This is a genomic window from Peribacillus sp. NPDC060253, assembly GCF_042727425.1.
GTDB lineage: Bacteria > Bacillota > Bacilli > Bacillales > DSM-1321 > Peribacillus.
The window spans coordinates 11,652-25,436 of sequence record NZ_JBHXAS010000011.1; the positions used below are offsets into that span (position 1 = coordinate 11,652).

The following is a 13,785-nucleotide window of genomic DNA, read 5'->3' on the forward strand; positions in this document are numbered from 1 at the left end:
TCATTCCTCCATCATCTTGAACATTTCACCTAATACTCGAATTTCGTCTAAAATGTCCTCTATGTGTTCAAGCCTTGTCATTGGATTCAATAGTGTCATTTTTAAATAAACTTGTCCTTCAAAACGCGTTTTCGCTAAAAAGGCCCGTCCGCTTTTCAGTAATTCTTGTTGAATCTGTTTATTTAATAGATTTACTAACTGATCACTTTCTCCCTCGGGATTATAACGGAATACAACCGCATTCAATTCAGGGTCTTTATTTAATACGGTGAATCCTTCCTCTTTATCGATCTTCACAGCCACTTCACGTGCAAGGTGACAAGTATAGTCAATCATTTCGGCAAAGGTATCCAGTCCAACGACCTTCAATGACATCCAGAGTTTCAGTGCATCGAATCTTCTCGTCGTTTGAACCGATTTATTGACTAAGTGAACCATGCCCTCCGCTTCATCTTCCTGTGGATTCAAGTAATCGGCATGATGCTGGATATATTGAAATGAGTTGCTGTCCGAGACAAGAAAAGCACCACAACTGATGGGTTGATAAAATAATTTGTGAAAATCAACCGTAATTGAGTCGGCCTGTTCAATTCCGCTGATTAACTCTTTGTAATCCTTACTTAAAATCATCGCGCCGCCATATGCGGCGTCGACATGCAGCCATATCCCATTCTTCCTTGCAGTTACGGACAATTCATGCAATGGATCGATTGATCCAAAATCCGTTGTTCCACACGTTGCAACGATGGCAAATGGAAGTAAATCCTGTTCCGCTAAAAGCAGCAGCTGATGATTTAATTCATCTATGGACAAACGATGATTTGAATCCGTTTTAATCGTGATGACGGCCTGTTCACCAAGCCCCAGCTGTGCCGCTGATTTACGAACCGTAAAGTGGGCAGCCTCGGAGCATAAGATCCGCAATTTTTTCGCCTCAGCCGGCAAGCCATGCTGTTGAACGTCCACTCCCCAGACACGCTTACAATAAGCGTCCCTCGCCAATAGCAGGCCCATATAATTAGATTGGGTTCCACCGCTTGTGAAAATCCCATCCGCTTGTTCCGGTAACCCCACCTGGCTGCACAGCCAATCTATTAAACGCTCTTCCACGAAGGTGGCCGTCGAACTTTGGTCCCATGAATCCATGGATTGATTCAACGTACCTATAACCATTTCGGCAGCCACGGCAGGTATTAATGTCGGGCAATGCAAATGTCCGATACAAGCAGGGCTTTGCACATTGATGCTGTCATTAATAACAAACTCTGCCAGCTCAGCCGCTACAGCTTCCATTGTCTCCCCCTTTGGAGAGGAGAGGTTCAGCTCGCTTAATCTTGCTTCTATTTCATACGGTTTTTTCCCAGAGTATGGTGAGCTGTTCCCTTTTAAAAAGTTCGTCAGCCTTTTTTCAATGATTTTTAATGACTGGCTGTAGTTATTGAAACCTTCTTCGTTATTCAAGAACAATGGAGAATAGGCAAAATCCGTTTTATTTATCGTTTCGATCATTGGTCATTCACCCTCTTGCAACAGCTGTACGAACAGCTTGTTCAAAAATCTCAGTGGCCTCGCGAAGCTGGGATTCCGTTACGATCAATGGAGGCAAGAACCTCACTACACTTCCATGTCTGCCGCCAACCTCCAGAATCAACCCTCTTTGAAAACATTCCTGTTGAATGGCACTGGCAAGTTCTGAGTTTGCAGGATAGCTTCCATTCGCATTTTGCGGTTCTTCATGATTGATCATTTCTACACCGACCATTAATCCTCGGCCTCGAACATCCCCGATCTGCTGAATATCTTTTTGCAAATCTTTAAGAATATCCTGTAAGATTTCTCCCATTTTAGCGGCATGCTCCACAAGATTCGTCTCTTTCATGTACCTTAAAGTTGCTGTTCCTGCCGCCATCGCCAATTGATTTCCACGGAACGTACCGATATGTGCACCTGGAGACCATAGGTCCAGCTCTTTGTTATAAATCACCACCGATAATGGAAGACTTCCGCCTATTGCTTTGGATAGTACAAGAACATCCGGAATGATTCCTGCGTGTTCAAAGGCAAACATTTTCCCTGTACGGCCGATACCTGATTGAACTTCGTCGATAATTAACGGAATGCCCTTCTCTTTTGTTATTCTTCTGATTTCCTTAAGCCATGGAATTGGAGCGGGAATAGAACCTCCCTCACCTTGTACTGCCTCTAAAATCATTCCTGCAGGTGCCAATAATCCGGACTCAGGATCGTTCAATAGGTTTTCGATATACTGGCTACTGATTTTATGACTTTCTTCTCCGCCTATTCCAAAAGGACAGCGATATTGATATGGATATGGAAGGAATTGTACATCTGGCATTAACCCTTGTATTTTTTCCTTCGGTTTTGTATTACCGCTGATTGACATGGTTGCATGGGTTGCCCCGTGGTAAGCTCCTTGGAACGATAAAATGCTTCTGTTGCCAGTGGCTGTTTTAACTAATTTAAGTGCTGCCTCAATGGCATCTCCGCCAGTAGGACCACAGAATTGAATTTTTGCATTTTTCCTAAATTCTTCAGGCAGGCTTTCAAAAATTTCATCAACAAACTGCTCTTTAATTGGCGTCGTAAAGTCCAATGTATGTAAAGGCCGTTTATCCTTAAGAACTTTTTCCATTTCTTCAAGCACAGCCGGATGATTGTGTCCGAGTGCTAATGTTCCAGCTCCGGCAAGAAAATCGATATATCGTTTTCCATCCATGTCTGTTAGGTAAATTCCCTCCGCTTGATCGATGGCCATGGGTAATCTTCTAGGATAAGATCGGGCATTTGATTCCCTTGTATTTTGTTGTTCCAGTAATTGATCATTTTTTGTAAGCATGTTCGTTACCATAGTAAACCCTCCATGTATTGAATTAGTTGAGAATAATTATCATTATCATGGAATTCATTTTACTGATAATGATAATTATTCTCAATGAGTAAATACACTCATTTTTCTTCTATTAATTCCCAATAAAATTAAGAAAAGGTTAAAACTGGGGCCTATTCTCTATTTATCTATTGAACAAAAAAATGTTCTTAAGGTTTTATTAAGATTCTGTTTATAAGCTGAACGCAGTAAAAATTCATAGAAATGGAGGAACAACAATGAATGGTTTAAAGGGCAGGCGGGAACTCAAACATGCAATCACCAAAGCGGATTGTCACTTATTAAGAAATAATCTGCAAAACTTCATGAGGCTTGATCCCCATGGGCTGGATGGGAAGTATTTAATTCGAAGTGTCTATTTCGATAACTTTGACAATAAAATCCTACGGCAAAAAACAGAGGGGTTCTATCATAGGGATAAGTTCAGAGCCAGACTTTATGATCATAATACTGATTTCATCAATCTAGAAAAAAAGAGTAAGCGGAATAACCTTACCTATAAACAGAAGTGCAGGCTTTCTGCTAGAGAATACGAACGGATTCGTTCAGGAGATATAGATTGGATGTCCGAAGATTCAAGGGATATCCTTAGGGATCTTTACGTTCAGATGACCCTTTTCCAAATCAAGCCTACAACCGTTGTTGACTATGAAAGGGAGGTATTTATCTATGAATACGGAAATGTACGGGTCACCTTTGACAGCAACGTGAAAACGAGCTATCGGGATACGGACTTCCTGAATCCCGAATTAATTATGGTTGATGCTTTAGACCCGGATTGGGTCATCCTGGAAATAAAGTTTGACGAATTCCTTCCGGATATCATCAAACAATTATTATCCATCATCGATACTAGAAAAACAGCTTTTTCAAAATATCAACTAAGCAGAAGATACGGCTGATTTCAGCTAAACATATAATTTTTGGAGGAATAGCACATGGATACGACGACCACTAGCACTTTTAATGACATTTTCAAATCAAGCTTTTTGGACAAGACCGAGAGCTTTTCCATCATTGACTCTCTAATTGGGTTACTGTTAGCATTTGCCATCGGTTTGTTCATTTACGTCATTTATAAGAAGACCTTTTCAGGTGTGATGTACTCACACAATTTCAATATTTCCCTCATCATCATGACAATGGCCACGGCTTTGATCATCATGGGTATATCAACTAATATCGTTATCTCCCTGGGTATGGTCGGTGCACTCTCCATCGTACGATTCAGGACGCCGATCAAAGATCCGATGGACTTGGTCTTCCTTTTCTGGGCAGCGGCGTCCGGGATTTTATGTGGGGCGGGATTGATTCCACTGGTTATCATCGGTGCCATTTTAATAGGTATCGTCATGCTCATATTTGCGAATCGAATCACTGTTGAAAATCCATTTTTATTAATCGTTAAATATTCAGATGCATCCATTGAAAAAACGTTAGAAGAAATGATATCCAACAAGGTGAAAAAGCATTCCGTCAAATCGAAATCCATCATGGCGGATAATAACCTCGAAGTGACCTATGAAATTCGATTAAAAGATAATAATGCGGAATTTATTAACCAAGTCAAGGACATGAACAGCGTGCACTCTGCCATCATGTTAAGTTATGATGGCAATTTTACAGCTTAAGATAGATGGCGGACATAAAAATCCATGCCCACCCCTCTATATAAGAATACAGGGAGAAGGAGCCTTGGCATGTTAAAGACAAGATATGTTGTAGCGACCATTGGATTACTGATAATAATTTTTATAGCAGTGATGTTTTTCCTTCCCAATCTTCAAGTTGAAAAAGCCACAAAAGGGAATACTTATACAGAATCTGTATTTGATCAAAGTAAGGTGACAACCGTAGATATAACACTGGCTGATGAAGATTTAGATTCCATCCTGGATAACCCCTCTGAAAAGGAAATCGTTGACGCGGATGTAACGATCGATGGGGAGACGGTTAAAAATGTAGGATTCCGTACCAAGGGAAACCTTTCCTTGAATTCCGTTGTTCAAATGGGAGATTCCGATCGTTACAGCTGGAAGATAGACTTTGATTATTATCAGGAAGATCAAGATTTACACGGCCTGAAAAAGTTGGCCCTCAATAATAATTACAGTGATCCCACCTATATGCGAGAATATCTTTCCTATGAATTAATGGACAAGATGGGCATAGCGACTCCAGGACATTCCTATATGTACGTGACCATCAACGGAAAGGAATGGGGCCTTTATCTAGGTGTGGAAGCAATAGAAGAAACCTTCCTAAATACCAATTTCACTGATGGCACTGGCGACCTCTATTATCCGGATGGTACAGGAAGCGATTTAAAGTGGATCAGCGAAGACATTGATGACTACACAGGAATAAACTTGAAAACAAACGATCATTCGGACCAATCCGCCATGATCAAAATGCTTGATGCCATCAATAATGGGGGGAATGTAGAGGAAGTACTGGATGTCGATGAAATGCTACGCTACTTCGCAGCCAATACTGCCCTTGTCAACCTCGATCACTATCAAGGAGATAAAAAGCACAATTACTACCTATATGAAGAGAACGGGATCTTTTCCATATTGCCTTGGGACTATAATATGTCATTTGGCGGTTATTCCGGTGGCGGCGGACGACAGGCGGGTGCCTTCGATCAAGAAAATAATAATGAAGGCAATGAAGGGGCCGCTGACCAAAAAGATGAAGCGACGGCTGAGAGTAACGGCGATACTGCTAAGCAGGATGACAAGGAACTCCTTGAAGAAGCCCCAAATAAGAACGGTGGGCGAATGATGGATATGAGTTCCAATTTCATGAATGAAAGTAATATCAACTTCAGCATTACTGAGCCCGTTTCCGGTACGACCCTTGAAGATCGCCCTTTATTGAATGCCCTGCTTTCCAAAGACGAGTACCGTGAAAAATATAATGATTATCTAGACGACATTGCCAAAGATTTTTTCTCTGAAGAAAATATGACAGCAATGACCACTGAAATCACAACATTAATCACACCATATGTGAAAAAGGATCCTACCAAATTTTATACAATGGACGAGTATACAGAAGCAACGTCAGGCGAGGATACCCTTGTCGACTTCGCTTCCCAACGAGCAGAATCCATCTTGGCACAACTTTCTGGCGACCTGGTTGTGGAAGCTGAGACAGAAAGCAGTATGAGCGGTGGAGCTCCTGATATGGGCGATGACGCAAATGACGGCCAGCAACCACCAAATATGGGCGGCGGCGAGAATGGGGCTGCTGCCATGGACCGCGGCGGCAATGGTGCACCTCCTGGCATAAACGGGAACATGGGCCAAAAGGGGGCAGATAACAGCGGCTCCTCCAAAGATACGATCATTCTATCTACCGTGCTCCTATTCTTATTATTTGGTGCAATGGCTTTCGCCCACTTCTTTAGACGAAGAGGTAAAAAAGGATAATAGACTAAAGAGATTCGATCTAAATTTTATAAAAAAGTTGATTGGAGCGTAAGCCGAGAGTTCTCTACTTTACAATCAACGGTCAAATTGTAAAAGCCATAAAAAAACGGTATACAAACGATTTTCATCGAGTTTGTCTACCATCTGAGGTATCCCAAAATATGCGGGATACTTTTTTTGTTGTATTGGCGTACAGCCTTTTCCGGGTTATTCCTCCACATTTGAATAATTTTTAGCTGCTAATCAATATAAAATACCCTTTTTTGGTATAAAATAGTAAAATAGAGAGGTAGATGAACCTCTATCCAGAGGATTGTTCACTTGTTTATCATTTGATTTTAGAGGGTAAAGGTTTCCATTATTACTTTATCCGATTGTACAGTTTCACTTTTGTTAAAAACGGGTCGGTGTCAGGGGGGAAACGGATGAAAAGAAATCATACGATGATGCAATTTTTTGAGTGGCATCTTGAGGCAGATGGTTCTCATTGGGACAGATTGAAGTATGCAGCCTCCAAGTTGAAGGATATAGGCATTGACTGCGTTTGGCTTCCGCCAGTTACCAAAGGGCAATCCGTTGGGGATAATGGATATGGAATATATGACGGTTACGATTTGGGGGAATTTGACCAAAAAGGAACCGTTCGTACCAAATACGGGACCAAAGATGAATTGCTGCAAGCAATAGACACCTGTCATAATTACGGACTTTGTGTTTATATCGATTTGGTCATGAACCATAAAGCAGGAGCTGACGGAACCGAAAAACTTGAAGTCATTGAAGTCAATCCAGACAACCGAATGGAGGATATCTCAGAACCATTTGAAATGGAAGGCTGGACAAAATTCGATTTTCCTGGCCGTAATAATCAATACTCTGATTTCAAGTGGAACCATACTCATTTTAATGGTACAGACTATGATGCCAAAAACGACAAAATGGGAGTATATCGAATCACAGGCGAAAATAAGCACTGGAATCAGCATGTCATCGATGAATTTGGAAATTATGATTATTTAATGTTTGCCAACATCGATTATAGTCTGCCGGAAGTTCGTCAGGAAATGATTAGCTGGGGGAAATGGATGGTTGATACGTTAAAGTGTGATGGTTTTCGTTTAGACGCCGTTAAACATATCGATTATGAATTCATCAATGATTTTCTCAAAGAGCTCATTCCTTATACAAAGGAACATTTCTTCATGGTAGGCGAATTTTGGAAAGCGGATGTTAAAGCTTGTCAAACATACTTAGAGCAAACCAATCATGACCTCAACTTGTTCGATGTTTCCCTGCATTATAAATTTCATGAGGCTTCAAACGCAGGAACAGACTTCGACCTCTCAACCATCTTTAATGACACCCTCGTCCAAACCAATCCGGCAGAGGCCGTTACTTTTGTCGACAACCATGATTCCCAACCTCATGAATCACTGGAATCTTGGGTAAAGGACTGGTTTAAACCATCAGCATATGCACTAATCTTACTTAGACTTTGCGGTTACCCCTGTGTCTTTTATGGGGATTATTACGGAATCGGCGGGCCTTCTCCGGTACCAGGGAAAAAGGATATATTAGATCGCCTCTTATATGCCAGGTATGAAAAAGCTTACGGAGAACAGAAGGATTATTTTGATGACAAAAATACGATAGGCTGGGTCCGTATGGGGATTGAAGAGCTACAAGGCTCTGGTTGTGCCGTCGTTGTCTCCAATGGAGATCACAACAGTGAAAAAAGGATGTTCGTCGGTGAACATCGAGCTGGCGAAGTCTGGAGTGATTTAACTTATCATAGAGATGATCACATTACCATTGAGGAAGATGGTTTCGCGACCTTCCCCGTTCATGGAAAAAGCGTATCCGTATGGGCCTTGAATAATCCACTCTAAAAAAGATAGCAAAGAACAGCATGTCATTTGCGGATATGCTGTTCTTTGCTGAGCTATCCTTCCCCCGCCATGGATGCAATAGTATGTTTTCCGGGAAAGATAATTTTTCCATTCTGACCAATCATGGTAAGATAAGGTAAAAAAGGAGCTGAAGGAAAAGTGAAAAATGATATCATTAAACGATTTACTTCCTATGTGAAAGTGGACACGCAATCGAATGAGGAAAGCCCCTCATGCCCCTCTACCCCCGGACAGCTAACCTTGGCAAATACATTGGTAAAGGAACTGCAATCCATTGGGATGGAGGAAGTAACAATGGATAAGAATGGCTATGTCATGGCGACCTTGCCTACCAATTCAGATAAGGATGTCCCGACAATAGGATTTTTGGCTCATATAGATACAGCAACGGATTTCACCGGCAAAGATGTAAAACCTCAGATTGTTGAAAACTATGATGGCGGTGATCTTACTTTACATGAAAAATTGGACGTCATCCTTTCACCGAATGATTTCCCTTCGCTTAAGGACTATATAGGGCATACATTGATCACGACGGATGGTACAACCCTGTTAGGCGCGGACAATAAATCCGGCATTGCCGAAATCATGACTGCCATGGATTATTTGATCCAACATCCGGAAATCAAGCATGGAAAAATCCGTGTGGCCTTTACCCCCGATGAGGAAATCGGCAGGGGACCACATAAGTTTGATGTAAAAACTTTTGGTGCCCAATTTGCCTATACCGTGGACGGTGGCCCACTTGGGGAACTTGAATATGAGAGCTTTAATGCAGCATCGGCCAAGATACTGTTCAAAGGAGCGAATATTCACCCTGGTACAGCCAAAGGAAAAATGGTGAACTCGGCTAAAATTGCCATGGAATTTCATAGCAAACTTCCAGTGGCAGAAGCGCCGGAATATACGGAAGGTTATGAGGGATTTTTTCATCTGCTTTCATTCCATGGCGATGTGGAAGAGACCAAGCTTTCTTACATCATCAGGGATTTCGACCGCCAAAAATTTAACGATCGTAAGGAATATATCACGAAGGTCATCGAAGAATTAAAAGAAAAATATGGTCAAAATCGCGTCCAGCTTAAATTGGAAGACCAATACTTCAACATGAAGGAAAAAATTGAGCCAGTCAAAGAAATCGTCGACATTGCCTATGAGGCAATGGATAAACTCGGAATAAAACCTAAAATCTCGCCAATACGCGGAGGTACGGACGGATCTCAATTATCGTATATGGGCCTCCCAACACCCAATATCTTTACGGGTGGCGAGAACTTTCATGGCAAATATGAATTTATTTCCGTCGATAATATGTTAATGGCCACCAAGGTGATTGTTAGCATTACCTCGCTCTTTGAAGAAAAAGCGAAGTAGCCTGAAATGAAATGTCTTTATTGAAAAACCCCCAGACTCCAAGTCCGGGGGTTTTTCATCCAAAATTAAAAGCGTGACCAGTGACGGTGTTTGGCAATTGCCTCGATAAAGGCAGAACCACTATTATTATCGGTAACAGTTACAATGCCCATGGCTAGATCAGTGGAAGCTATGCCTGCCATTGATAAGATTTCGGCTCCTTCTTTTCCCGCGCCAATCGCTTTGAAATGATTGTAAGCTTCCTCAACAAAGTACATGGGCTCCTTGGATGCCTTCAGAGCATCAACACTCTCCTGACCTCCTGCCACGTATACTGCATCGAAAAGTACCGAATCGGCTGTCAGGAATGTCTGATTCACCTCGATTTCCTGTCCTTTTGAACTTGTAATCATTCCTCGAGTATTACTAATGATCTCTGCAGTTACCCCTGCCGATTTAAATGATTCCAAGACTTGATTTACCTCGGAACCGTCGAAACCATCTGCAGCCAGGATTGCCACTTTTCTTGTTGCAGCCGTATTCACTTTCATTTGCTCTTGGCTTAAAGCAGAAGAAGACAAATCCATATCGACTTGATTCTTATTTGTTGGTGGATTCACTCCCACTCCAATGGCAATTGTTTTAGCCAGTTCAACATCTACATGGCTGAACATCTCGACAATTTGCTGCTGAACGTCCTTACTTTTCACTTTTCCCACTTCAAAGTGGAAAGCCTGAATAATATGCTCCTTCTCCACTTCCGTCATGCTATTCCAGAATAGTTTAGCCTGACTGTAATGATCCTTGAAGCTTTCACTGCGTTGACGTACCTTTCTGCCATCGACTTTTTCCTGGTAATGTGTATAGCCGCCCTCCTCTTCTGAAGCAGGTTCCGGAGAGTTACCTGCCAAGGAATTCTTATGATAACTGACCTGCCCCGGATTTATTGACATTCGGTGCATGCCATCGCGTTGATTGTTATGAACAGGCGCAACCGCTCTATTTATCGGAATCTCATGGAAGTTCGGACCTCCTAATCTGGATAACTGTGTATCGGTGTATGAGAATAAGCGTCCCTGAAGCAGCGGGTCATTGGAAAAATCAATTCCCGGTACAACATGCCCCGGATGGAAAGCTATCTGTTCCGTCTCTGCAAAAAAGTTATCTGTATTTTGGTTCAAAACCATTTTCCCGATTATTTTCACCGGGATTTGTTCTTCCGGCCATAGTTTAGTAGGATCGAGAACATCAAAATCGAATTTGAACTCCTCTTCCTCCTTAATCAATTGCACGCCAAATTCAAATTCAGGATAATTTCCTGCATCGATTGCTTCCCACAGATCTTGGCGGTGAAAATCAGGGTTTTTCCCTGCAATTTTCTGTGCCTCATCCCAAACAAGCGATTTAACACCCAGTACAGGCTTCCAATGGAATTTTACGAAATGGGCCACACCTTCTTCATTCACAAAACGGAATGTGTGGACACCGAACCCCTCCATCATTCGGAAACTTCTTGGTATGGCCCTATCGGAAAGATGCCACATGATCATATGTGCGGTTTCTTCATTGTTGGCGACAAAATCCCAAAAAGTATCATGGGCAGATGCGGCCTGAGGTATTTCATTGTGAGGCTCAGGTTTAACCGCATGAATTAAATCCGGGAACTTCATAGCATCCTGAATAAAAAATACAGGGATATTATTTCCGACCAAATCATAGTTTCCTTCCTCGGTATAAAACTTGGTCGAGAATCCCCTAACATCACGAACCGAGTCTGCCGATCCGCGGGATCCAGCTACAGTCGAGTATCGAACAAATACTGGTGTCTTGACTGAAGGGTCTTGAAGAAACTTGGCCTTTGTAAATTCAGCCATCGGCTCATACACCTGAAAGTATCCATGTGCTCCTGACCCACGTGCATGAACAATCCGCTCAGGAATCCGCTCATGGTCAAAATGGGTCATTTTTTCACGGAAATGAAAGTCCTCCATCAATGTTGGGCCGCGGGTTCCTGCTTTCAAAGAATGTTCATCCTCAGAAATACGCAAACCTTGGTTAGTCGTCATCTTTTTCCCGTTACCGTCGACTCGATATTGGGCCAACTGTCGATTCTTACTTTGTTCATTGACTTTTTTGCTTTCGTTTTCATTTGTCATCCTTTTCATTCCCCTCCATGTCTAAAAAAATTCAGTAAGTCGTGTTGTATGTATTTTCCTTATAATCTGGAATAATCGCGTTATCTTTCCTCATATACCACTCTATTTTGACAATTAAACAGAATTATAGAAAATGGTGCCTCCACTCCTATAAAATGAAAATCCCCAGTTATTAATCACTGAGGACGTTGCGACCGCTTCATTTCCAGGATCATATTTTACCTCCAGCGAGCCATAGGAGGAACTGACTGACAAGAATCGTTCATCAGGTGAAAAAATACGTAATGATATAAAAAAATGTTGATTCACTTAAAAATACATACAAAAAAGAAGCGGCAAGACAAATTTTCGTCTTGCCGCTTCTTTCTTTTGTAGACCTTTAGTTCTTAAAGGCTTCAGATACCTTCAAAAGTTTGCCTTTGACTTTCGTGTTTTTCATCACTTTCAACACAAGCGGTCCCTTTTCATTCAAAATCTCCACATAGGAAACATTGTCCTGAATCGTTATGATCCCGATATCCTCTGCATTCACTCCATCAATCTTGGCGATAGTGCCAACAAAATCAACGGCCCTGATTTTCTTTTTCTTTCCGCCATTGAAATATAGCTTCATGATTTGTTTATTCAATTGCTCACTTTTATCTTTTTTTATCTTTGGACGAGCTTCCAATTTCGCTTCGAAATCCGTTCGTTTATTTGAGACATCTTCTTTTAAAGGAACAGGTATTTTAGGGATTTCAAATCCGATATATTCTTGAATCTCAGTAAGGAATTTGTCTTCATATGGTGTCACAAAAGTAATCGCTTTTCCTTTTTTACCTGCACGACCCGTTCTTCCGGTTCGATGTACGTAACTTTCTTTTTCCAATGGCAGGTCATAGTTAATGACGTGGGTTATATTATCAATATCTATCCCGCGTGCAGCAACATCTGTCGCAACCAAATAGCGGAATTCACCTCTTCTGAATTCATTCATCACTGCAAGGCGGTCTTCCTGAAGCATCCCGCCGTGAATCATATCACAAGGATAATCCAGATCCATTAGCTGTTCACATACTTGGTCGACCCTATCTTTCGTCCGGCAGAAAATGATGCAACTATCAGGATTTTCCGTGATGGTGACGTCCCTAAGCAGGGAAAACTTATCATCCTCTTTCACTTCAATAAGAGCATGATCAATTTTCTCAGTGGTTAAACCCTTTGCTTTGATTTCAATATCCAAAGGATCTTTCATATATTGCTTGCAAAGCTTCTTTATACTATCAGGTAACGTAGCAGAGAACAGCATGGTTACTCGATCTTTCGGAAGCTCTTTAATAATGGCTTCCACTTGTTCAATGAAGCCCATATTCAGCATTTCGTCCGCTTCATCAATAACTAAATGAGTTAGGCGTTCCAAGACGAATGTTCCTTTCTCGATATGATCAAGAACACGGCCCGGTGTTCCTACGACTACATGGCTTTTTTGTTTCAATTCTGCTTTTTGCAGAGCAAAAGGATGTTTTCCATAAACCGCAGTAGCCTTGATCCGCTTAAATCTCCCTATATTCGTAATATCCTCTTTTACCTGCACAGCTAGCTCTCGTGTAGGCGTTAAAATAAGTGCCTGAGGCTTATTCTCCTCCCAATCGACACTTTCGCATATCGGTATCCCGAATGCAGCCGTCTTACCGCTTCCCGTTTGGGATTTTACGACAAGATCCTTTCTTTTCAATGCCACCGGAATCACTTCACGCTGCACTTCTGTTGGATTTTGATATCCCAAGCCTTCTAATGCCCTTACAATTTCATCACTTAATGTATAATCAGTAAAACTTAATTCATTCATATAACAGCCTCTTTTGTTGTTTAGTATCTTGCTTTATTGTTTCCATAATCGTAATTTCTCTATACAAGGTTCTATTATACGCGATATGAAACGATAAACCTTGTAATAACCAAATTCCATTGACTTATTTCAATATAATGAACCTTTCTCATCATTAAGAAGAATCGTCTTCCAGGTTATCATGATCGTGATT

Annotated in this window: 9 protein-coding genes; 5 read left to right on the plus strand and 4 right to left on the minus strand. The window is 41.5% G+C overall.

The genetic code is table 11. The features are described 5' to 3' along the window. Both ACFWE9_RS04765 and ACFWE9_RS04770 read right to left on the minus strand, forming a co-directional pair. On the minus strand, nucleotides 1-1,509 hold the full coding sequence (locus ACFWE9_RS04765; protein WP_377355828.1) for a pyridoxal phosphate-dependent decarboxylase family protein: 1,509 nt from the start codon (nucleotides 1,507-1,509) through the stop codon (nucleotides 1-3). 7 nt (nucleotides 1,510-1,516) lie between these two features. Then, on the minus strand, nucleotides 1,517-2,869 hold the full coding sequence (locus ACFWE9_RS04770; protein ID WP_230161651.1) for an aspartate aminotransferase family protein: 1,353 nt from the start codon (nucleotides 2,867-2,869) through the stop codon (nucleotides 1,517-1,519). A 257-nt stretch (nucleotides 2,870-3,126) separates the two neighbouring features. Between ACFWE9_RS04770 and ACFWE9_RS04775 the strand changes: the two genes are divergently transcribed. From ACFWE9_RS04775 to pepT, 5 genes are all read left to right on the plus strand, one after another. Next, complete coding sequence (locus ACFWE9_RS04775) at nucleotides 3,127-3,810, plus strand: polyphosphate polymerase domain-containing protein (protein WP_377355830.1); 684 nt, start codon at nucleotides 3,127-3,129, stop codon at nucleotides 3,808-3,810. 36 nt (nucleotides 3,811-3,846) lie between these two features. Further along, on the plus strand, nucleotides 3,847-4,539 hold the full coding sequence (locus ACFWE9_RS04780; RefSeq protein WP_377355832.1) for a DUF4956 domain-containing protein: 693 nt from the start codon (nucleotides 3,847-3,849) through the stop codon (nucleotides 4,537-4,539). Between the two features lie 69 nt (nucleotides 4,540-4,608). Further along, the gene (locus ACFWE9_RS04785) at nucleotides 4,609-6,345 is read left to right on the plus strand and encodes a CotH kinase family protein (protein WP_377355833.1); all 1,737 of its coding nucleotides are present in this window, start codon (nucleotides 4,609-4,611) and stop codon (nucleotides 6,343-6,345) included. A 425-nt stretch (nucleotides 6,346-6,770) separates the two neighbouring features. Further along, nucleotides 6,771-8,234 carry an alpha-amylase gene (locus ACFWE9_RS04790; RefSeq protein ID WP_230161645.1) on the plus strand — a complete coding sequence of 488 codons (1,464 nt, stop codon included), beginning with the start codon at nucleotides 6,771-6,773 and terminating at the stop codon, nucleotides 8,232-8,234. 159 nt (nucleotides 8,235-8,393) lie between these two features. After that, nucleotides 8,394-9,629 carry a peptidase T gene (gene pepT / locus ACFWE9_RS04795; RefSeq protein WP_377355835.1) on the plus strand — a complete coding sequence of 412 codons (1,236 nt, stop codon included), beginning with the start codon at nucleotides 8,394-8,396 and terminating at the stop codon, nucleotides 9,627-9,629. A 65-nt stretch (nucleotides 9,630-9,694) separates the two neighbouring features. Here the strand turns inward: pepT and ACFWE9_RS04800 are convergent, their stop codons facing one another. Next, a complete protein-coding gene (locus ACFWE9_RS04800) occupies nucleotides 9,695-11,764 on the minus strand; it encodes a catalase (RefSeq protein WP_230161640.1) in 2,070 nt (689 codons plus the stop codon). Nucleotides 11,765-12,143: 379 nt separating this feature from the next. Then, on the minus strand, nucleotides 12,144-13,592 hold the full coding sequence (locus ACFWE9_RS04805; protein WP_230161638.1) for a DEAD/DEAH box helicase: 1,449 nt from the start codon (nucleotides 13,590-13,592) through the stop codon (nucleotides 12,144-12,146). Nucleotides 13,593-13,785 lie beyond the last annotated feature (193 nt).